Below are 20,480 nucleotides of genomic sequence, written 5' to 3'. Positions count from 1 at the left end.
GATTGGCCCTACCGGTCCGGAAAAGACCGGCGTGCCCCCTTGACCCAGCCCCTCGCTGAGGTGATCGTCCTACGGTGGACCGTGGTGTCCCAGGTCACGAGGGATCCATAAATCGAGACTGCGTGCCCGAACGTCACATACGACCGATAAACTAAATCGTGGACCGGGCCGAGCGCAGCTCTCGGCCCTTCCGCCAATGATCAGCCAGCAGCCGCTGCAACCCCAGGGAGCGATGTGTCCCGCCGCCTGTTCACCTCGGAGTCCGTCACCGAGGGCCACCCCGACAAGATCGCTGACCAGATCAGCGACACCATCCTCGACGCCCTTCTCAAGGAGGACCCGACCTCTCGGGTCGCCGTCGAGACGCTGATCACCACCGGCCTGGTCCACGTGGCCGGCGAGGTGACGACCAAGGCGTACGCCGACATCCCCAACCTCGTCCGCAACAAGATCCTGGACATCGGCTACGACTCGTCCAAGAAGGGCTTCGACGGCGCTTCCTGTGGCGTCTCGGTGTCCATCGGCGCGCAGTCCCCGGACATCGCCCAGGGTGTCGACACCGCGTACGAGAACCGCGTCGAGGGCGATGACGACGAGCTGGACAAGCAGGGCGCCGGCGACCAGGGCCTGATGTTCGGCTACGCATGCGACGAGACCCCGGAGCTGATGCCGCTCCCGATCAACCTCGCGCACCGCCTCTCCACGCGCCTGTCCGAGGTCCGCAAGAACGGCACCATCCCCTACCTGCGCCCCGACGGCAAGACCCAGGTCACCATCGAGTACGACGGCCACAAGGCCGTCCGCCTCGACACCGTCGTCGTCTCCTCGCAGCACGCCTCGGACATCGACCTCGACTCCCTCCTCGCGCCCGACATCCGCGAGTTCGTCGTCGAGCACGTCCTCAACCAGCTCGTCGAGGACGGCATCAAGCTGGACACCGACGGCTACCGCCTGCTGGTCAACCCGACCGGGCGCTTCGAGATCGGCGGCCCGATGGGCGACGCCGGCCTCACCGGCCGCAAGATCATCATCGACACCTACGGCGGCATGGCCCGCCACGGCGGCGGCGCGTTCTCCGGCAAGGACCCGTCCAAGGTCGACCGCTCGGCCGCCTACGCCATGCGCTGGGTCGCCAAGAACGTCGTCGCCGCGGGCCTGGCCCAGCGCTGCGAGGTCCAGGTCGCCTACGCCATCGGCAAGGCCGAGCCCGTCGGCCTCTTCGTCGAGACCTTCGGCACGGAGTCCGTCGACGTCGAGAAGATCGAGACGGCCATCGGCGAGGTCTTCGACCTCCGCCCGGCCGCGATCATCCGCGCGCTCGACCTGCTCCGCCCGATCTACTCCCAGACCGCCGCCTACGGCCACTTCGGCCGCGAGCTGGAGGACTTCACCTGGGAGCGCACGGACCGCGTGGACGCCCTGCGCAAGGCGGCGGGGCTGTAAGCCGTCCCTTCGCTGTGGCCTGTGGCCCCGGACCGCTCGGCGGTCCGGGGCCACAGGTTTTTCTCTCGCCGCGGGAGCACGGGCCGGGGCGGCTCGTGGCCCGCCGCTGTCGGTGCCGTCTGCTAAGACTGGTGCTGTGAGCAGTGAGAACGGGCGGGATCCGGGGGAGCGGGGCGAGCAGCTGGCGCTGATCCGGGAGACCGTGCGGAAGGCGAAGGCGCCACGCGCCAAACCGCGGACGTGGCGGGGGGCGGCGCTGGCCGGGGAGCTGCCGGTGGCGCGGGTGCTGGTGGACAAGGGGCCGGTGCATCTGGACAAGCTGTGGGATTACGCGGTGCCCGCGGCGATGGACGACGAGGCGCGGCCCGGGGTGCGGGTGCGGGTGCGGTTCGGCGCGGGGACCGGCAAGGTGCGCGACGGCCGGCGCGAGGGCGGGGGCCTGCTCGACGGGTACATCGTCGAGCGCATCGCCGAGTCGGACTACCGCGGGCCGCTGGCGGCGCTCACGCAGGTCGTCTCGCCGGAGCCGGTGCTCAGCCCGCCGCTGCTGGCGCTGTGCCGGGCGGTGGCGGACCGCTACGCGGGTTCGCTCGCCGATGTGCTGCAGCTGGCCGTTCCGCCGCGCAACGCCCGGGCCGAGGCGGAGCGGTTCCCGGCGCCGCCGCCACCGCCCGCGGTGCCGTCGCTGGCCAGCTGGGGCCGGTATCCGGACGGGCCGGCGTTCCTGGACGCCCTGGTGCACGGCGGCGCGCCGCGCGCGGTGTGGACGGCGCTGCCGGGGCCGCACTGGCCGTGGGAGCTGGCCGCCACGGTGGCGGCGACCCTGGCGTCCGGGCGGGGTGCCCTGGTCGTGATGCCGGACGGGCGGTCGGCGGCCCGGGTGGACGCGGCGCTGACCGAGCTGGTGGGGCGGGGGATGCACACCGTCCTGGTGGCGGATTCGGGGCCCGAGGAGCGGTACCGCCGCTGGCTGGCGATACGCCGGGGCGCGGTGCGGGCCGTCGTGGGCACCCGCGCCGCCATGTACGCGCCGGTGGCGGATCTGGGGCTCGTCGCCATCTGGGACGACGGCAATTCCAGCCACAGCGACACCAACGCACCGCATCCGCACGCCCGCGATGTCCTGCTGCTGCGGGCCGTGCAGGAGAAGGCGGCCTGTCTGGTCGGTGATCTGGGGCGCACGGTCGAGGCCACGCAGCTGGTGGAGAACGGGTGGGCGCGGCCGCTGGAGGCCGGGCGCGAACAGGTGCGCACGGCCGCGCCGTTGATCCGTACGGTCGACGATGTCGAGGCGGCCCGCGACGAGGCCGCGCGCGTCGCCCGGCTGCCGTCGCTCGCCTGGCAGACGGCGCGCGCGGGGCTGGCGCGGGGGCCGGTGCTGGTGCAGGTGCCGCGCCGCGGGTACGTACCCAGGCTGGCCTGCGCCCGCTGCCGCGAGCCCGCGCGGTGCCGGCACTGCGCCGGGCCGTTGGAGGCGCACAGCAACGACAGCGCACTGGGCTGCGTCTGGTGCGGACGCGAGGCGCCGGACTGGTCCTGCGTGGAGTGCGGGAGCAACCGCCTGCGGGCCCAGATCGTCGGCGCGCGGCGCACGGCCGAGGAGCTCGGGCGGGCGTTCCCGGAAGTGCCGGTGCGCACCTCCGGCCGTGACCACATCCTCGACACCGTGCCCGACCGGCCGGCCCTCGTGGTCTCCACGCCGGGCGCGGAACCGCTGGCCGAGGGCGGGGGTTACGCCGCCGCCCTGCTCCTGGACGGCTGGGCGCTGCTGGGGCGGCCGGACCTGCGGGCGGGGGAGGAGGCGCTGCGGCGCTGGCTGGGCGCGGCGGCGCTGGTGCGCGGGCAGGCGGAGGGCGGCACGGTCGCGGTGATCGCGGAGCCGACGCTGCGGCCGGTGCAGGCGCTGGTGCGGTGGGATCCGGTCGGGCACGCCGTACGGGAGCTGGCCGAGCGGGCCGAGCTCGGGTTCCCCCCGGTGTCCCGGATGGCCTCGGTGACCGGGCGTCCGGAGGACGTCGGGGAGCTGCTCGGTGCCGCCGAACTCCCGTCCGGGGCCGAGGTGTTGGGGCCCGTACCGCTGCCGGCGCCGGATCCGGGGCGGCCTCGTCGGCCGGGCGATCCACCGCCGGGGGAGACGTGGGAGCGGGCGCTCGTACGGGTCCGGCCGGGGCAGGGCGCGGCGCTCGCGGCGGCGCTCAAGGCGGCGCGGGCGGCGCGGCTGGTCAAACGGGAAGGGGAGCCGGTGCGGGTACGGATCGATCCGCCCGATCTGGGGTGAGCGGCGCCGCGAACGGCGCCGCCCCGGGACCGTGTTCGGCGGGCGGTCCCGGGGCGTTGGCGTGCGTCGGCGGGCGCGGCCGGCGGAAGCGGCGCGCCGAGGGGCGGCGTCAGCCGTTGCGGGGGCCGGGGAAGGCGCCCGGCCGGGCCTCGTCCCTGCTGGCCGCGGTGGGCTGCGCGGGCAACGAGCGGGCGGCGGGCACGGACGGCGCGCCCGGCAGGCCCGCGGCCACGCCGACCGGGCGGGCGGGGGACGCCTCCGACGCGCGCTCGGCGCCGTCGGCCGCGGGCTGGGCGGCGGCCCGGCGGGCGCCGTACCGCCGGTGCACCGCCTGCTTGGTGACGCCGAGCGCCGAGCCCACCGCGTCCCAGGAGAAGCCCAGCGAGCGGTCGAAGTCGACCGCCGCCGTGACGAGGGTCTCCACGCTGTCGCGCAGCTCCTGGGCGAGGCGCACGGTGGGGGCCGGCGCGCGCCCGTAGACGACGAAGCCCGCGGAGGGGCCCGTGCGGCGCGGGCGGTAGACGTTGCCGAGCTGAGCGGTCAGGGTGCGCAGCGCGTCCACCTGTCGGCGGACCCGCTCGATGTCCCGTACCAGGAGATGCAGGCTGGCGCGTGCCTGGGCGTCGTGAGTTGCGTGGTCGGCCATGAGCGAGCCTCTCGAACCGGCGTGAAAGAGGAAGGATGAAAGCGATCGGGCCGCCAGAGCGGCCCGTCAGAGGTCAATGCTGCTTGACCAACGCGACAGGAGCGGCTGTGGTCACGGTATGGGGGCGTACGAGCTTCCATGGGAGGCGCGGAAGCGTTCGCACGCCCCCCGGCGAAATGCGCGGCGGTCGTGTGCCGGAGTCCGCCGCACGATGCGGCGTCAAGCCCCATAGACTGGTGCGTCGTTCCGCAGCGCGAGAGAGGTAGTGCGCCACCCATGAGGCTCGTCTTCGCCGGCACCCCCGAGGTTGCCGTGCCCGCCCTCGATGCCCTGATCGCCTCGGACCGGCATGAGGTCGTGGCCGTCGTGACCCGGCCCGACGCGCCGTCCGGCCGCGGCCGCCGGATGGTCGCGAGCCCCGTCGCGGAGCGCGCGGAGGAGGCGGGCATCGAGGTCCTCAAGCCCGTCAAGCCGCGCGACGAGGACTTCCTGGCCCGGCTGCGGGAGATCGCGCCGGACTGCTGCCCGGTGGTCGCCTACGGCGCGCTGCTGCCGAAGATCGCGCTCGACATCCCCGCCAAGGGGTGGGTCAATCTGCATTTCTCGCTGCTGCCCGCGTGGCGTGGCGCGGCGCCCGTACAGCACGCCGTCCTTGCGGGTGACGAGGTCACCGGCGCCGCCACCTTCCAGATCGAGCAGGGCCTGGATTCCGGACCGGTCTACGGTGTGCTGACCGAGGAGGTCCGGCCGACCGACACCAGCGGTGATCTGCTCACCCGGCTGGCGTTCGCGGGTGCCGGGCTGCTGACCGCGACCATGGACGGCATCGAGGACGGCACTTTGCACGCCGTCCCGCAGCCTTCCGAGGGCATCTCCCTCGCGCCGAAGATCGAGGTCGAGGACGCCAAGGTGGACTGGACGGCGCCGGCGCTGCGCGTCGACCGCCTGGTGCGGGCCTGCGCGCCCGCCCCCGGGGCCTGGACGGTCTTCCGCGGCGAACGCCTCAAGGTGATGTCGGCCGCCCTGGCGGCGGACCGTGCGGACCTGGACCTGGCGCCCGGCGAACTCGCCGTCACCAAGAAGACGGTGCACGTCGGCACCGGCAGCCACGCCGTCGAACTCCTGTGGGTCCAGCCCCAGGGCAAGAAGCCGATGAAGGCCGCCGACTGGGCCCGCGGCGTGCGCATCGAGACCGGGGAGCGACTGGCGGACTAGGGCGCTTCTGACGGATCTGCGCGGCGTCGCCGTCAGAAGCGCCCTGGCCCGGGACGTCCCCGCGGCGGGGGCCGGCGCAGCCCGCGTAGGCTGGTGCCGGTCCCCTCTCTCGTATCCGGAGCACCTTTCTGTGAGTCAGCAGCCGCCTCGCCGTCATGGCACCCGTAAGCCCTATCGCCGTCCGCAGAAGGACCCGGTCCGGATCCTCGCGTTCGAGGCGCTGCGGGCCGTCGACGAGCGGGACGCGTACGCGAACCTCGTGCTGCCGCCGCTGCTGCGCAAGGCGCGCGAGGGCGGGAACTTCGACAGCCGGGACGCGGCGCTGGCGACCGAGCTGGTGTACGGCACGCTGCGGCGGCAGGGCACCTACGACGCGATCATCGCGCAGTGCGTGGACCGGCCGCTGCGGGAGGTCGACCCGCCGGTGCTGGACGTGCTGACGCTCGGTGCGCACCAGCTGCTCGGCACCCGGATCCCGACGCATGCCGCGGTCAGCGCGAGCGTGGAGCTGGCGCGGGTGGTGCTCGGCGACGGGCGGGCCAAGTTCGTCAATGCGGTGCTGCGCAAGGTCGCGGCCCATGACCTGGACGGGTGGCTGGAGCGGGTCGCGCCGGACTACGACGAGGATCCCGAGGACCACCTCGGAGTGGTGCACGCCCACCCGCGCTGGGTCGTCTCGGCCCTGTGGGACGCCCTCGGCGGCGGCCGGGCCGGCATCGAGGACCTGCTGGAGGCGGACAACGAGCGGCCCGAGGTGACGCTGGTGGCGCGGCCGGGCCGGGCCACCGCCGAGGAGCTGGTGGCCGCCGTCGGCGAGGACAGCGCGCTGCCGGGCCGTTGGTCCCCGTACGCCGTGCGGCTCGCGGAGGGCGGCGAGCCGGGCGCGCTGGACGCCGTACGCGAGGGGCGGGCCGGCGTCCAGGACGAGGGCAGCCAGCTCGTCGCGATCGCGCTGGCGAATGCGCCGCTGGAGGGTCCCGACCGGGCCTGGCTGGACGGCTGCGCGGGCCCCGGTGGCAAGGCCGCCCTCCTGGGCGCGCTGGCCGCGCAGCGCGGCGCCGCCCTGCTGGCCTCCGAGAAGCAGCCGCACCGCGCCCGCCTGGTGGCGCGTGCCCTCGAGGGCAACCCCGGCCCGTACACCGTCATCGCCGCCGACGGCACCCGCCCCGCCTGGCGCCCCGGAGCCTTCGACCGGGTCCTGGTGGACGTACCGTGCACGGGCCTGGGCGCCCTGCGCCGCCGCCCCGAGGCCCGCTGGCGCCGACGCCCCGAGGACCTGGACGGCTTCGCCCCGCTCCAGCGCGAACTGCTCCGGCAGGCCCTGGCGGCCGTACGCGTCGGGGGCGTCGTCGGCTACGCGACCTGCTCGCCCCATCTCGCCGAGACGCGCGCCGTCGTGGACGACGTCATCAAGGGGCGCGGCGGCCCGGCGGTGGACGTGGAGTTCATCGACGCCCGACCGCTGATGCCGGGGATCCCGGCGCTGGGCGACGGGCCGGACGTCCAGCTGTGGCCGCATCTGCACGGGACGGATGCGATGTATCTGGCGTTGCTGCGGCGGGTGGGCTGAGGGGAGCGGGGCACGCAGCTCGGCGTTCGGCTCGGCGACGTCCCCGTCGGCACTCATCCGGCGGTGCCCTGTTCCGCGAGGGACGAGCTGGTCAGGCACTACCTGGGGCCGACCCGACGAGCCGGTTTTCCGAGCGCCTGCCGAGCTCCGAGGTCCTCGTCCGGCGGAAGCTTTCGTCGTACCCCTGACACCGGCCACGTGCCCTTTTCGCCGAGGCCGACGGCGGAGCGCGCCCCCGCGGTCCCGGCCCCCGCGGCCCGGGGTGACACGTCTCTCCCCCCGCTCGTCCCCGGGCGCTGTCGAGAGCAAGGCGATCACGAGATATCTTGATGTCGAGCAATGTTGGAGACGTGGAGAGACCTGGAGCGGAGCACCCGGTGACTGACTCGACCATCATCTATACGCACACTGACGAGGCTCCGGCCCTGGCGACGCATTCGTTCCTGCCTGTGATCCAGGCATACGCATCGACCGCCGGCGTCTCGGTGGAGACCCGCGACATCTCCCTGGCCGGGCGGATCATCGCCAGCTTCCCCGAGCGCCTCGAGGAGAGCCAGCGGATCGACGACGCGCTGGCCGAGCTCGGTGAGCTGGCCAAGACGCCGGGCGCGAACATCATCAAGCTGCCGAACATCTCGGCGTCGATTCCGCAGCTGAAGGCGGCGATCGCCGAGCTGCAGGAGCAGGGTTACGCGCTGCCGGACTACCCGGACGACCCGAAGAGCGACGAGGAAAAGGACGTCCGCGCGCGCTACGACAAGGTCAAGGGCAGCGCCGTCAACCCGGTCCTGCGCGAGGGCAACTCGGACCGCCGTGCGGCCGCGGCGGTGAAGAACTACGCCAAGGCGCACCCGCACCGGATGGGTGCCTGGACGCCCGAGTCCAAGACGAACGTCGCGACCATGGGCGTCGACGACTTCCGTTCCACCGAGAAGTCCGCCGTGATCGGCGAGGCCGGTGCGCTGCGCATCGAGCTGCACGGGGACGACGGCAGCACCACCGTGCTGCGCGAGTCGGTGCCGGTGATCGCGGGTGAGGTCGTGGACGCGTCCGTCATGCGCGTCGCGGCGCTGCGGGAGTTCCTCACGGCGCAGGTCGCTCGCGCCAAGGCCGAGGGCGTGCTGTTCTCCGTACACCTCAAGGCCACGATGATGAAGGTCTCCGACCCGATCATCTTCGGCCACGTCGTACGGGCCTTCTTCCCCGACACCTTCGCCCAGCACGGTGCGGCGCTCGCCGCGGCCGGGCTGACCCCGAACGACGGTCTGGGCGGCATCCTCAAGGGCCTGGAGTCGCTGCCCGAGGGCGCGGCGATCAAGGCGTCCTTCGAGGCCGAGCTGGCCAAGGGCCCGGAGCTGGCGATGGTCGACTCCGACCGCGGCATCACCAACCTGCACGTGCCGAGCGATGTCATCGTCGACGCCTCGATGCCGGCCATGATCCGTACCTCCGGCCACATGTGGGGCCCGGACGGCGCGGAGGCCGACACCCTCGCGGTCATCCCCGACAGCAGCTACGCGGGCATCTACCAGGTCGTCATCGACGACTGCCGCGAGCACGGCGCGTACGACCCGGCGACCATGGGCTCGGTGCCGAACGTCGGTCTGATGGCGCAGAAGGCCGAGGAGTACGGCAGCCACGACAAGACCTTCGAGATCCCCGCCACGGGCACCGTGCGGGTCGTCGACGAGGCCGGCAACGCCGTGCTGGAGCAGGTCGTCAGCGCCGGCGACGTGTTCCGGATGTGCCAGACCAAGGACGCGCCGATCCAGGACTGGGTCAAGCTCGCCGTCACCCGCGCCCGCGCGACCGGCGACCCGGCCGTGTTCTGGCTCGACGAGGGCCGGGCGCACGACGCCAGCCTGATCGCCAAGGTCGGGCAGTACCTGCCCGAGCACGACACCGACGGCCTGCAGATCGAGATCATGTCGCCGGTCGACGCGATCAAGTTCTCGCTGGAGCGCATCCGCCGCGGCGAGAACACGATCTCGGTCACCGGCAATGTGCTGCGTGACTACCTGACGGACCTGTTCCCGATCCTGGAGCTGGGCACCAGCGCCAAGATGCTGTCCGTCGTGCCGCTGATGAACGGCGGCGGGCTGTTCGAGACCGGCGCCGGCGGCTCCGCGCCCAAGCACGTCCAGCAGCTGGTCAAGGAGAACTACCTGCGCTGGGACAGCCTGGGTGAGTTCCTCGCGCTGGGCGTCAGCTTCGAGCACCTCGCGCAGACCACGGGCAACGCGCGCGCCCAGGTGCTCGCCGACACCCTCGACCGCGCGACGGCCACGTTCCTGGAGAACGACAAGTCGCCCAGCCGCCGCCTCGGTGGCATCGACAACCGCGGCAGCCACTTCTACCTCGCGCTGTACTGGGCGCAGGAGCTGGCCAAGCAGACCGACGACGCGCAGCTCGCGGAGGCGTTCGCGGCCCTGGCCAAGACGCTGACCGAGCAGGAGCAGACGATCGTCGACGAGCTGATCGCGGTGCAGGGCTCGCCCGCCGAGATCGGCGGCTACTACCAGCCCGACGCCGCCAAGGCCTCGGCCGTCATGCGTCCGTCGGCGACCCTCAACCAGGCGCTGGCGATCCTCGCCTGACGAGCAGGTCGGCACAGCCCGTTCCGCCCCGGCCGGTATCCCCGGCCGGGGCGGTTCCGTGTCCGCTGCGGAGCGCGGGCCTGCGGCGACGGGCGCCCGCCTCCGCCGGCCCGCGGGCGTCACGCCATACTGGTGGCATGGCCTTGATCAACCCCAGCATCCTGTCCGCCGACTTCGCCCGCCTCGCCGAGGAGGCGAAGGCCGTCGAGGGCGCCGACTGGCTCCATGTCGACGTCATGGACAACCACTTCGTCCCCAACCTCACGCTCGGCGTGCCGATCGTCGAGTCGCTGAGCAAGGCGACGGACACCCCGCTCGACCTGCACCTGATGATCGAGGACCCGGACCGCTGGGCGCCGCAGTACATCGAGGCCGGGGCCGGCTCCGTCACCTTCCACGCGGAGGCCGCGGCGGCGCCCGTACGGCTGGCGCGGGAGATCCGGGCCAAGGGGGCGCGGGCCTCGATGGCGCTGAAGCCCGCCACTCCGATCGAGCCGTACGAGGATCTGCTCCCCGAGCTCGACATGCTGCTGATCATGACCGTGGAGCCGGGCTTCGGCGGCCAGGCGTTCCTGGACATCATGCTGCCGAAGATCCGCCGGACCCGTGAGCTGATCTCCAAGCACGGCCTCGAGCTGTGGCTCCAGGTGGACGGCGGGGTCTCCGACGCCACCATCGAGCGGTGCGCGGAGGCGGGCGCCGATGTGTTCGTCGCGGGTTCGGCCGTCTACGGCGCGGACGATCCGGCCAAGGCGGTGCGCGATCTGCGGGAGAAGGCCGCGGCGGCCACGGCGGCGAGCTGGGGCTGCGCCCACTGAGGCGGACGGGGCGCACGGGGTGGGCCGCTTCATATGAGACGGAGCGTGCCACGGGTTGTCCGAGTCGCAACCGAGCGTTCACGGCCGTCGAAGCGGTCATGGTCCCCGTACACCTCCGGTTTCTGAAAGGATGAGCAAAGACTCGATCAGATGCGCAAAAGGGGAGAATTTCGTGGTAGCCAGCCGCCCACAGTCCGGAATGGGCCCCGCCGAGCTGGTGCAGGCGGCGGCGATGGCCCGCCGCTTCTATCTTGAGGGCAAGTCCAAGATCCAGATCGCGGACGAATTCGGCGTCAGCCGGTTCAAGGTCGCCCGCGTGCTGGAGACGGCGCTGGAACGGGACCTCGTACGGATCGAGATCCGGGTGCCCTCCGAGCTCGACGCCGAACGCTCCGACGCGCTGCGGGCCCGCTACGGCCTGCGGCATGCCGTCGTCGTGGAGTCGCCCGCCGACGCCTCCGAGGACGCCGCGGACCCGGAGAACCTCGGCGAGGTCGCGGCCGACCTGCTGGGCGAGCTGGTCGCCGAGGGCGACGTACTCGGCCTGGCCTGGGGCCGGTCGACCATTCACATGGCCGCCGCGCTGCACCGGCTCCCGCCGTGCACCGTTGTCCAGCTGACCGGCGTCTACGACGCGGGCACCGCCGACCGCGGCTCGGTCGAGGCGGTCCGCCGTGCGGCCGATGTCTCCGGCGGCGAGGCGCACCCGATCTACGCGCCGATGCTGCTGCCCGACTCGGCGACCGCCGCCGCGCTGCGCGGCCAGACCGGCATCGCCCGCGCCTTCGAGTACTTCGACAAGGTCACCGTCGCCTGTGTCTCCATCGGCTCCTGGGAGCCGGGCGTCTCGACGGTCTACGACATGCTGTCCGAGGACGAGCGGGAGCATTACGCCTCGCTGGGCGCGGCCGCCGAGATGTCCGCGCACCTCTTCGACACCGAGGGCCGCCGCATCGGCCGTGACCTGGGCGAACGCTGCATCACGGTCGAGGCCGACCGGCTGCGCCGGATCCCCGAGGTGGTGGCGATCGCGGGCGGCCGGCGCAAGGCCGCGGCGATCGGCGCGGTGCTCCGTTCCGGTCTCGTCACGAGCCTGGTGACGGACACCGCCGCCGCCGACCATCTGCTGCTGGAGACCGGCCCCGGGCCGCGCCCCGCACTCGACCGGGCGGACCCCGACGGGGCCTGACCCGCACTCCGGCCCGCCCGCGCCGCCGGTCACCGGCGGGCAGCGCGGGCGCGGCTGTGACAGCATCGGCGCCATGGTGATCCGCTTCACCCCGCGCCGGGCCGCAGCCCTCATCGGCGCGCTGCTCGCCGGGCTGCTGCTGGTGCTCACCGGATGTTCCACGGGCGCCGGCCTGAAGGGGACGTCGCAGACGGCGCCCTCGCCCGCGTCCACCGACCCCGCCTCGCCCCGCGTACCCGGCCGGGCCAACGGCCTGCCCGCCGTCCCCGTGGGCGAGTTGCCCCCGCAGGCGCGCGACACCCTCCGGCTCATCGACGCCGGCGGGCCCTTCCGGTACCGCCAGGACGGGACCGTCTTCGGCAACCGCGAGCGGCACCTGCCCGCTCATCCACGCGGCTACTACCACGAGTACACGGTCCCGACCCCCGGCTCACCGGACCGCGGCGCCCGGCGCCTCGTCACCGGCGAGGGCCATGAGACGTACTACACCGATGACCACTACCGAACCTTCAAGGCGGTACTGCGATGACGACGGGTTCCGTACCCCGGCCACTGGCGGCCGTGCTCGACGGCAGTACGCCCCCGGGGGTGCTGCCCTGGCCCGCGGACCGGCCGGTGGCCGACGCGCTGGCCGCCGCCCGGGACGTCGGGTGGAGCGTTGCCGCCCTCGATCTTCAAGGGGCCGTGGACAAGGCGGAGTTCATGGAGCGGTGCGCCCGCTCGCTGCGGCTGCCGCACTGGTTCGGCCGCAACTGGGACGCGCTCGCCGACTGCCTCACCGATCTGTCCTGGTGCCCCGCTGACGGCGGCCGGCTGCTGGCGCTCTCGGGCTGGCAGGGGTACGCGGCGGCCGCGCCGGACGACTGGAGCATCGTCGAGGGGGTGCTCGCGGACGCGGTCGGATACTGGCGCGGAACGGACACCGGACTCGTCGTGATCATGGCGCGCAACCCCGCATCGGGGCGTTCGTAGGAACGTCCAGGGGGAGGTGTCGCATCGCACCAATGGAACACCGGTTCGCTCATTCGCGCGGCAATGAGGGATGATGTCCTAGGAGCCGCAGCCTGATCCGGCTTACGGTTCGGCGCTGACTCCCCACCGGCCCAGACGTAAAATCGCAGGTGAGAGAGCCAGTATGCGTTTCCTGAACGATGCCAAGCCGCCGTACGACCTGACGTACGACGATGTGTTCATGGTGCCCAGCCGCTCCGCGGTGGGTTCCCGACAGGGCGTGGATCTTTCCGCGCCCGACGGGACCGGCACCACCATTCCTCTTGTTGTCGCCAACATGACGGCGATCGCCGGCCGCCGGATGGCCGAGACCGTCGCCCGCCGGGGCGGCCTCGTGGTCATTCCGCAGGACATCCCGCTCGACGTCGTCACCGAGGTCGTCACCTGGGTCAAGCGCCGGCACCTCGTCCTGGACACCCCGATCGTGCTGTCCCCGGTCGCGACCGTCGCGGACGCCCTGTCGCTGCTGCCCAAGCGGGCGCACGGCGCGGGCATCGTCGTCGAGAGCGGGCGCCCGGTCGGCGTCGTCACCGAGCACGACCTGGCCGGGGTGGACCGCTTCACCCAGGTGTCCGAGGTCATGTCCAAGGACCTGCTCGTCCTGGACGCGGACATCGACCCGCGCGAGGCCTTCAACCGCCTCGACGCCGCCAACCGCAAGCTCGCCCCCGCGGTCGACGCGGACGGCAAGCTCGTCGGCATCCTGACCCGCAAGGGCGCCCTGCGCGCCACCCTCTACACCCCCGCCACCGACGCCGACGGCAAGCTGCGGATCGCCGCCGCCGTCGGCATCAACGGCGATGTGGCGGGCAAGGCCAAGGCGCTGCTGGACGCCGGCGTGGACACCCTCGTGGTGGACACCGCGCACGGCCACCAGGAGGGCATGATCAGCGCCGTCCGGGCCGTCCGGGCGCTGGACCCGCAGGTCCCGATCGTGGCGGGCAACATCGTCGCCGCCGAGGGCGTGCGCGATCTGATCGAGGCCGGCGCGGACATCATCAAGGTCGGCGTCGGACCGGGCGCCATGTGCACGACCCGGATGATGACCGGCGTGGGCCGGCCGCAGTTCTCCGCGGTGCTCGAATGCGCCGCCGAGGCCAAGAAGTACGGCAAGCACGTCTGGGCCGACGGCGGCGTCCGCCACCCGCGCGACGTCGCGATGGCGCTGGCCGCGGGCGCGTCCAACGTCATGATCGGCTCCTGGTTCGCGGGCACGCTGGAGTCGCCGGGCGACCTCCAGCACACCGCCGAGGGGCGGCCGTACAAGGAGAGCTTCGGCATGGCCTCCGCCCGTGCGGTCCAGCGCCGTACGAGCGAGGAGTCGTCCTACGACCGGGCCCGCAAGGGCCTCTTCGAGGAGGGCATCTCCACCTCGCGGATGTTCGTCGACCCGGCCCGTCCGGGCGTCGAGGACCTGATCGACTCGATCATCGCGGGCGTCCGCAGCTCCTGCACCTACGCGGGCGCGGGCTCCCTGGAGGAGTTCGCCGAGAAGGCCGTGGTCGGCGTGCAGAGCGCCGCCGGTTACGCCGAGGGCAAGCCGCTGCACGACAGCTGGAGCTGACGCTCCGGCGAGCGGCCCCGCACCGGACCGGTGCGGGGCCGCTCGCCGTTTGCGGGCCGGCCCGCCTCCCGGGCTTCACGGCGATTTTGCACACCTTCGCGCAACGAACCACCGTCCGCCCCGCCGGTGCGCAACGATCCTCCGCCATTGCGCAAGGAACCCGCATTACGGCAGGTCAGCGCGGCACCGTAAGGTTCACCGCGGTACGTGGAGTGGCGGAGGCCGCCTGCTCGGCGGTCTCCCCTTTGCGCGGGTTGCTTCGGCATGCCCGCGTGCGGACCGCCGTCGGTCGCCGCCATCCGTCTCCGTGAGGGCCGCCCACCGCAGTGCGCGCCCTCCGGAACCCGTCATCGGAACCGTCAACGGAATCCCGCATGGATTCCGCCATCCGACCGGCAGCGATAAAGGAGCCACCCCAGTGTTGGAGCACGGCGCAGCCCCGCCCGCAGGGGCCAGCGACCCCCGGCCACCCGCCCAGGGCGGTCTCGGCACCCGGCTGATGCGGCGCAAGCCCGTCGAACGGCTGGTGGCCGAGGGCGGCCAGGGAGAGGGCGGCACGCTCCGCCGCTCGATGGGCATGTGGCAGCTGACCATGATCAGCATCGGTGCCACCCTGGGCACCGGCATCTTCGTCGTCCTCGGCGAGGCCGTCCCGGACGCCGGACCCGCGGTCATCATCTCGTTCGTCATCGCCGGTATCACCGCCCTGTTCTCCGCGCTGTCCTACGCGGAGCTGGCCGGCACCATCCCGGTCTCGGGATCGTCGTACTCCTACGCCTACGCCACCCTCGGCGAGCTGGTCGCCTGGATCTGCGGCTGGTGTCTGATCCTGGAGTACGGCGTCTCGGTCGCGGCCGTCGCCGTCGGCTGGGGGCAGTATCTGAACGAGCTGCTGGACGGCACCTTCGGATTCACCATCCCCGACGCGCTCTCCGCGCCGCCCGGTGACGGCGGCATCTTCAACCTCCCGGCGCTGCTGGTCGTCATGCTGGCCATGGTCTTCCTGCTCGGCGGGGCCAAGGAGAGCGCCCGCGCCAACACCATCATGGTGGCCGTCAAGATCGTCGCGCTGCTGCTGTTCTGCGGCGTCGCCCTGCAGGGTGTGCGCTCGGGCAACTACGCCGACTTCATGCCGCTGGGCATGACGGGCGTCAGCGCCGCGGGCGCCACCCTCTTCTTCTCCTACATCGGCTTCGACGCCGCCTCCACGGCCGGCGAGGAGGCCAAGAACCCGCAGCGCGACCTGCCGCGCGCGATCATGCTGTCGCTGATCATCGTCACCGCGCTGTACTGCCTGGTCGCCGCCATCGCGGTCGGTGCGATGCCGTGGAAGAAGTTCCAGGGCTCGGAGGCCGCCCTGGCCGGGATCATGAAGGACGTCTCCGGACAGGACTTCTGGGCCGTGCTGCTCGCCTTCGGCGCGGTCATCGCCATCGCCAGCGTCGTCCTGACCGTCCTCTACGGCCAGACCCGCATCCTGTTCGCGATGTCCCGGGACGGCCTGGTGCCCAAGGTGTTCTCCAAGGTGCACGCCAAGAGCGGCGCACCCCGGGCCAACACCGTGATCGTCTCGCTGTTCTGCGGCGTGCTCGCCGCGGCGATCCCGCTGGGCCAGCTGGCCGACGCCACCAGCATCGGCACGCTCTTCGCGTTCGCGCTGGTCAACGTGGCCGTCGTGGTGCTGCGCTACAAGCGCCCCGACATGCCGCGCACCTTCCGTACGCCGCTCTCGCCCCTCTTCCCCGCGATCGGCTTCCTGCTCTGCGTCTACATGATGGGCAGCCTCGACGCCGTGACCTGGGTAGTCTTCGGGGTCTGGATGGCCGTCGGCCTTGTGGTCTACTTCGGATACGGCATGCGCCGCTCCCGATTGGCCACAGCAGAGAAGTGATCCACCCGCAGTGCGACTGAACGATCTCGACGAACGCATCGTCCACGCCCTCGCCGAGGACGCCCGCCGCAGCTTTGCCGACATCGGCCAGGAGGTCGGCCTCTCCGCCCCTGCCGTCAAGCGCCGGGTGGACCGTCTGCGGGCCGAGGGTGCCATCACGGGATTCACCGTGCGGGTCGATCCGGCCGCGCTCGGCTGGGAGACCGAGGGGTTCATCGAGCTCTACTGCAGCCGCAACACCTCGCCCGAGGCGATCCACCGCGGCCTGTCGCGCTACCCGGAAGTGGCGTCCGCCTCCACCGTCACCGGTGAGGCGGACGCCATCGTCCAGGTCTTCGCCGCCGATATGCGGCACTTCGAACGGGTCCTGGAGCGGATCGCGGGCGAGCCGTTCGTGGAACGGACCAAGTCCGTGCTGGTGCTCTCGCCGCTGCTGAGGCGGTTCGGGTCGGGGGCGCCGAGTTAGGGCGTGTCCTGCGGGACCCGGGGCGGCGTGCCCTGGGTCCACGCGATGCGCAGCGCGGTGGCCGCGATCCGCCAGCCGTCCGGGGTGCGCACCAGCTCGCTGTCGGCGTGGCCCGCCGAGAGGAAGACATCCCCTGAGCCGTCCGCGAGGACATGGGTACTGAGCTGGGCACCGCGGGCGGTCGCCCGGTCGCCGTCGATCTCGAGGACGGGGTTGGTGCCCAGGTGGACGGTCCGGTCGAACAGCGCCATACCGCGCCGGATGTGCGCCAGCAGGGCGGCGCGGCCGTGGACCGTGCCGATCGGCATCTCGGCGGTGACGTCCTCGGTGTGGAAGGCGCGGGCCCACGCCTCGTCGAACCGCCCCTTGTCCAGCGAGCGGAGGTAGCGGTCCAGGAGGTCGGTGATCTCGGCGCGGTCGGTGAGCCGCTGGAGCTGATGGTGCATCGCTTCGGTGTTCACGGGTGCGAGCCTGCTGCCTGAAGTGGACTTGAGGTCAAGCGCGGCCGTTCCGCTGCCCGGTGCGCAGTCCGTACGCCACCGCCGCACCCACCGCCAGCACCACGACCGCCGCCATCCGGTAGCCGAGCGCCATGGCGTCGGTGAAGGCCGTGGCGGCGGCGGTGCCGTGGCCGGTGGCCGCGCTGAAGCGGACGGACAGCACGGTGCCGATGACGGCGATGCCCAGCGCCGCACCCAACTCCCTTGCCGCTCCCTGGAGTCCGGAGCCCATGCCGGCTTGGTGGGACGGCACGGACGTCACGACGGCATGCGAGAGCGTGGGCATCGCCAGACCCGCACCGGCCGACATCACCAGGAGGAAGACGAGGTAGACGGGGTACGGCGTGTGCCCCGTGGCGGTGGAGAGCAGCAGCAGGCCCAGGGCGATCAGGGCCAGCCCGGCGCCGCTCGTCCGGGCCTCGCCGATGCGGTGCGCCCAGCGCATGCCGTAGCGGGTCACGGCCATCATCCCCAGGGCCAGCGGCACGATCGCACAGCCGGTCTGCAGCGGCGAGTAGCCCTTGACGTACTGCAGGAACTGGGCGTTGACGTAGAACAGGGCGAACATGCCGAAGAAGGTGACGGCCAGCCCCGCCGCTCCGGCGCGCAGCCGCGGCAGCCGGAACAGCCGGGGGTCCAGCACCGGGTGCGCGGCCCGCAGTCCGTGCCGTACGAAGAGCGCGAACACCGCCACGGCCAGGACGAACGCGCCGGCCACCGGGGCCGAGGACCAGCCCAGACCGGGGCCTTCGATGACGCCGAAGAGCAGCGCGCCCGCCCCCAGGACCAGCAGCGCCGAACCCGGCAGATCCAGCGCCGCGGAACCCCGCGGCACCCGGGGCGCGGCCTTCGCCACCCACCACAGCAGGCCCAGCCCCAGCGGGACGTACGCCCAGAACAGGCCCTGCCAGGGCAGGTACTGAAGGATCAGCGCGCCACCGGCGTTGCCCGCCATCCCGCCGATACCGAGGGCGGTGCTCCAGGCGGCGACCGCCCCGGCCTTCCGGTCGGCGGGGGTGGCGTACAGCAGCACGGCCATGGTGGCCGGGACGGTCAGCGCCGCGCCCGCACCCGATATCGCCCGGGCGGCCAGCAGCAGGGGCAGGGTGGGTGCCAGCGCGCTGAGCAGCGCTCCCGCGGCGAACACGCCGAGCCCGGTCAGCAGAACGCCCTTGCGTCCGAAGCGGTCGCCGAGCGCGCCGGCCGGGACCAGCAGCCCGGCGAACACCAGCACATAGGTGTCGACGATCCACAGCAGCTGGGCGGGGGAGGGGTGCAGACCGCTCGCGGCGATCTTGGGTATCGCGAGATTCATCGCGGCCACCAGGGACTGCGCGACCAGTACGCAGGCACACAGCGCCGCCGTCACCGTGCGCCGCCGGGTGCGGCCGCCGGCGGCGACGGGCAGCGGAACGGGTGAGGTCGTCGAGTTCGTCGAGGTCGTCGAGGTCATGACCGGGACGCTAGAGTCCCGGTCAGTTGACCTCAAATGCAAGGTATGCACTCCATGGTTGCGCGACACGCAAACATCGACCTCAACCTGCTGACGGCACTGGATGCGCTGCTCGAAGAAGAGAGCGTGACCGCGGCCGCCGACCGGCTCGGACTCTCCGGGCCGGCGATGAGCCGCGCCCTCGGCCGGATCCGCCGGACGACCGGGGACCCGATACTCGTGCGGGCCGGCCGCCATATGGTGCCCACCCCGCGCGCCCTGGAGATCCGGGCCCGGGTGCGGCAGCTGGTCGAGGAGGCCCACGGGGTGCTGGCCCCGCCCGCCCCCGCCGATCCGGCCCAGCTGTCGCGGGTGTTCACGATCAACGCCAACGATCTCTTCGTCGCCTCCTTCGGCCCCGGACTCGTTGCCCGTGCCGCCCGGGAGGCGCCCCGGGTGGTCCTGCGCTTCCTGGGCGAGAGCCATGTCGATGCCCCGCTGCTGCGCGACGGCGTCGCCGACCTGGAACTCGGGGTCATCGACAGCGTCGAGCCGGAGATCCGCAGCGAAGAGCTCTTCACCGACCGCGGCGTCGCGGTGGTCCGAGACGGCCACCCGCTGACCGCCGTGGAACTCACCCCGCGCCGCTTCGCCGACGCCCCGCACATCAACTTCTCCCGCCGCGGCCGGCTGAGCGGCCCCATCGATGCGGCGCTCGCCGAGCTCGGCCTGCGCCGCAAGGTGATCGCGACCGTCCCGACCTTCGCGGCCTTGCTGATGATGGTGCGCGACAGCGACGCGATCGGTCTGGCCACCGAGCGGACCAGCGCGGCGGCGGTCCGCGCACTGGGATTGTGCGTACGGGAGATCCCGTTCGCTCTGCCGCCGATGAACATGGCCATGGCCTGGCATCCGCGGCAGGAGGCGGACGCCGGCCACCTCTGGCTGCGGGGACTCGTCAGGGACCTCGCCGCGGCCACCGTCCGTGCGGCGTGAGCACGGCCGTCAGTGCTTCACCCGCCACGGCACGACCGTGAAGTCGCCGCTCTCCAGGATCTCGAACGGCGCCGACGCCACGCACTTGGGCAGATCCTCGGTCACCGACGGGTCGCCCGTGGCGGCCCAGCTGTAGCCCAGCCGGTCGTGCCTGCCGTCGTCGCGGACGCTGAACCCGACCCGCTTGCCCTTCAGGCCCGGCTTGTCCGTCGCGGTGACGATGCCGGAGGCCGTGGCCGTTCTGCCGCCGGTGAGCAGACAGTCGATGCGTCCCTCGGCGAACGCGCCGGTCCCGTCGGGGAAGACATGGCTGAAGCGGAAGGTGCCGCGCGCGTCCAGCGGACTCTCGTCCCTTCCGAAATGCGCGTCGAACGCGAAGTGGATGATGTCGCCGGCCGAGCGGTACAGCTTGGCGGAGCCGGTGAGGCTGGGGCCCGCGGCCGCCCCGGCCGTGCTTCTCGGCGCGGCGTGCGCGACGCCGGAGGCGGCTGCGGACCCCTCCGCCGCCGCACCGATCAACGCCGCCGCGCCCAGGGCGGCGATCGCGGTCCGTAGGTGACGGCGGCGGAGGAGAGGGGAGAGGCGACTCATGGCGGCCCTTTCGCGTGGCGGGAGCAGGTCGTTCGCCCGGCCTTTCCGGACGCCTCACACACTGCCGCCGGCAGCCGGCCGGCACATCGGACCGTGGTGCGGTCGTGCCTCCGCCGCACGGCGGAACCCAGGGGCGATCCGCTACGCCCGTGGACTCCCTCGGCCCTCGCACCACGGGCTGAGGCGCCCGCCCCACCTGCGCGAACGCCACCGCGCAACAAATCACCGCCGAGCCCCTTGAACGCGCAACGAATGCTCCGTCGACGCGCAACG

At 72.7% G+C, this 20,480-nt stretch carries 17 protein-coding genes; 13 read left to right on the top strand and 4 right to left on the bottom strand.

Annotated features, from left to right (window positions below; all coding sequences use genetic code 11):
• Positions 1-234: 234 nt before the first annotated feature.
• Both metK and ACIGWZ_RS18945 read left to right on the top strand, forming a co-directional pair.
• Positions 235-1,443: a methionine adenosyltransferase gene (gene metK, locus ACIGWZ_RS18950; protein WP_400066000.1), complete on the top strand. Its 1,209-nt coding sequence runs from the start codon at positions 235-237 to the stop codon at positions 1,441-1,443.
• A gap of 136 nt (positions 1,444-1,579) precedes the next feature.
• On the top strand, positions 1,580-3,721 hold the full coding sequence (locus ACIGWZ_RS18945) for a primosomal protein N' (RefSeq protein ID WP_400065998.1): 2,142 nt from the start codon (positions 1,580-1,582) through the stop codon (positions 3,719-3,721).
• A gap of 109 nt (positions 3,722-3,830) precedes the next feature.
• Here the strand turns inward: ACIGWZ_RS18945 and ACIGWZ_RS18940 are convergent, their stop codons facing one another.
• Positions 3,831-4,367: a hypothetical protein gene (locus ACIGWZ_RS18940; protein WP_400065996.1), complete on the bottom strand. Its 537-nt coding sequence runs from the start codon at positions 4,365-4,367 to the stop codon at positions 3,831-3,833.
• A gap of 276 nt (positions 4,368-4,643) precedes the next feature.
• Between ACIGWZ_RS18940 and fmt the strand changes: the two genes are divergently transcribed.
• From fmt to ACIGWZ_RS18890, 10 genes are all read left to right on the top strand, one after another.
• Positions 4,644-5,582: a methionyl-tRNA formyltransferase gene (fmt, locus tag ACIGWZ_RS18935; protein ID WP_400065994.1), complete on the top strand. Its 939-nt coding sequence runs from the start codon at positions 4,644-4,646 to the stop codon at positions 5,580-5,582.
• A 130-nt stretch (positions 5,583-5,712) separates the two neighbouring features.
• On the top strand, positions 5,713-7,152 hold the full coding sequence (locus ACIGWZ_RS18930; protein WP_400065992.1) for an RsmB/NOP family class I SAM-dependent RNA methyltransferase: 1,440 nt from the start codon (positions 5,713-5,715) through the stop codon (positions 7,150-7,152).
• 377 nt (positions 7,153-7,529) lie between these two features.
• Positions 7,530-9,749 carry an NADP-dependent isocitrate dehydrogenase gene (locus ACIGWZ_RS18925; RefSeq protein WP_400065990.1) on the top strand — a complete coding sequence of 740 codons (2,220 nt, stop codon included), beginning with the start codon at positions 7,530-7,532 and terminating at the stop codon, positions 9,747-9,749.
• Positions 9,750-9,886: 137 nt separating this feature from the next.
• On the top strand, positions 9,887-10,567 hold the full coding sequence (gene rpe / locus ACIGWZ_RS18920; protein ID WP_400065988.1) for a ribulose-phosphate 3-epimerase: 681 nt from the start codon (positions 9,887-9,889) through the stop codon (positions 10,565-10,567).
• A 199-nt stretch (positions 10,568-10,766) separates the two neighbouring features.
• The gene (locus ACIGWZ_RS18915; RefSeq protein WP_400066461.1) at positions 10,767-11,756 is read left to right on the top strand and encodes a sugar-binding transcriptional regulator; all 990 of its coding nucleotides are present in this window, start codon (positions 10,767-10,769) and stop codon (positions 11,754-11,756) included.
• 73 nt (positions 11,757-11,829) lie between these two features.
• Positions 11,830-12,285, top strand: coding sequence for a ribonuclease domain-containing protein (locus tag ACIGWZ_RS18910; RefSeq protein WP_400065986.1), 456 nt, complete (start codon positions 11,830-11,832; stop codon positions 12,283-12,285).
• Positions 12,282-12,728: a barstar family protein gene (locus ACIGWZ_RS18905; protein WP_400065985.1), complete on the top strand. Its 447-nt coding sequence runs from the start codon at positions 12,282-12,284 to the stop codon at positions 12,726-12,728. The genes ACIGWZ_RS18910 and ACIGWZ_RS18905 overlap by 4 nt, the downstream gene beginning before the upstream one ends.
• A gap of 163 nt (positions 12,729-12,891) precedes the next feature.
• A complete protein-coding gene (locus ACIGWZ_RS18900) occupies positions 12,892-14,331 on the top strand; it encodes a GuaB1 family IMP dehydrogenase-related protein (RefSeq protein ID WP_400065983.1) in 1,440 nt (479 codons plus the stop codon).
• Positions 14,332-14,749: 418 nt separating this feature from the next.
• Complete coding sequence (locus ACIGWZ_RS18895; RefSeq protein ID WP_400065981.1) at positions 14,750-16,222, top strand: amino acid permease; 1,473 nt, start codon at positions 14,750-14,752, stop codon at positions 16,220-16,222.
• 10 nt (positions 16,223-16,232) lie between these two features.
• Positions 16,233-16,688, top strand: a complete 456-nt coding sequence (locus ACIGWZ_RS18890) for an Lrp/AsnC family transcriptional regulator (protein WP_400065979.1) — start codon at positions 16,233-16,235, stop codon at positions 16,686-16,688.
• Here ACIGWZ_RS18890 and ACIGWZ_RS18885 read toward each other — a convergent pair.
• Both ACIGWZ_RS18885 and ACIGWZ_RS18880 read right to left on the bottom strand, forming a co-directional pair.
• Complete coding sequence (locus ACIGWZ_RS18885) at positions 16,685-17,149, bottom strand: nuclear transport factor 2 family protein (RefSeq protein ID WP_400065977.1); 465 nt, start codon at positions 17,147-17,149, stop codon at positions 16,685-16,687. The two genes, ACIGWZ_RS18890 and ACIGWZ_RS18885, sit on opposite strands and share 4 nt — an antisense overlap.
• Positions 17,150-17,183: 34 nt before the next feature.
• Positions 17,184-18,641, bottom strand: a complete 1,458-nt coding sequence (locus tag ACIGWZ_RS18880; RefSeq protein ID WP_400065975.1) for an MFS transporter — start codon at positions 18,639-18,641, stop codon at positions 17,184-17,186.
• Positions 18,642-18,695: 54 nt separating this feature from the next.
• Here ACIGWZ_RS18880 and ACIGWZ_RS18875 point away from each other — a divergent pair, with 54 nt between their 5' ends.
• The gene (locus tag ACIGWZ_RS18875; RefSeq protein ID WP_400065973.1) at positions 18,696-19,616 is read left to right on the top strand and encodes a LysR family transcriptional regulator; all 921 of its coding nucleotides are present in this window, start codon (positions 18,696-18,698) and stop codon (positions 19,614-19,616) included.
• A gap of 9 nt (positions 19,617-19,625) precedes the next feature.
• Here the strand turns inward: ACIGWZ_RS18875 and ACIGWZ_RS18870 are convergent, their stop codons facing one another.
• The gene (locus ACIGWZ_RS18870) at positions 19,626-20,207 is read right to left on the bottom strand and encodes a hypothetical protein (RefSeq protein ID WP_400065971.1); all 582 of its coding nucleotides are present in this window, start codon (positions 20,205-20,207) and stop codon (positions 19,626-19,628) included.
• Positions 20,208-20,480 lie beyond the last annotated feature (273 nt).

It is taken from the genome of Streptomyces sp. NPDC053427 (assembly GCF_044544985.1).
In the GTDB taxonomy this organism is placed as follows: domain Bacteria; phylum Actinomycetota; class Actinomycetes; order Streptomycetales; family Streptomycetaceae; genus Streptomyces.
Note: the sequence above shows the minus strand (reverse complement) of the source record. Positions and strands in the feature narration are given on the sequence as shown.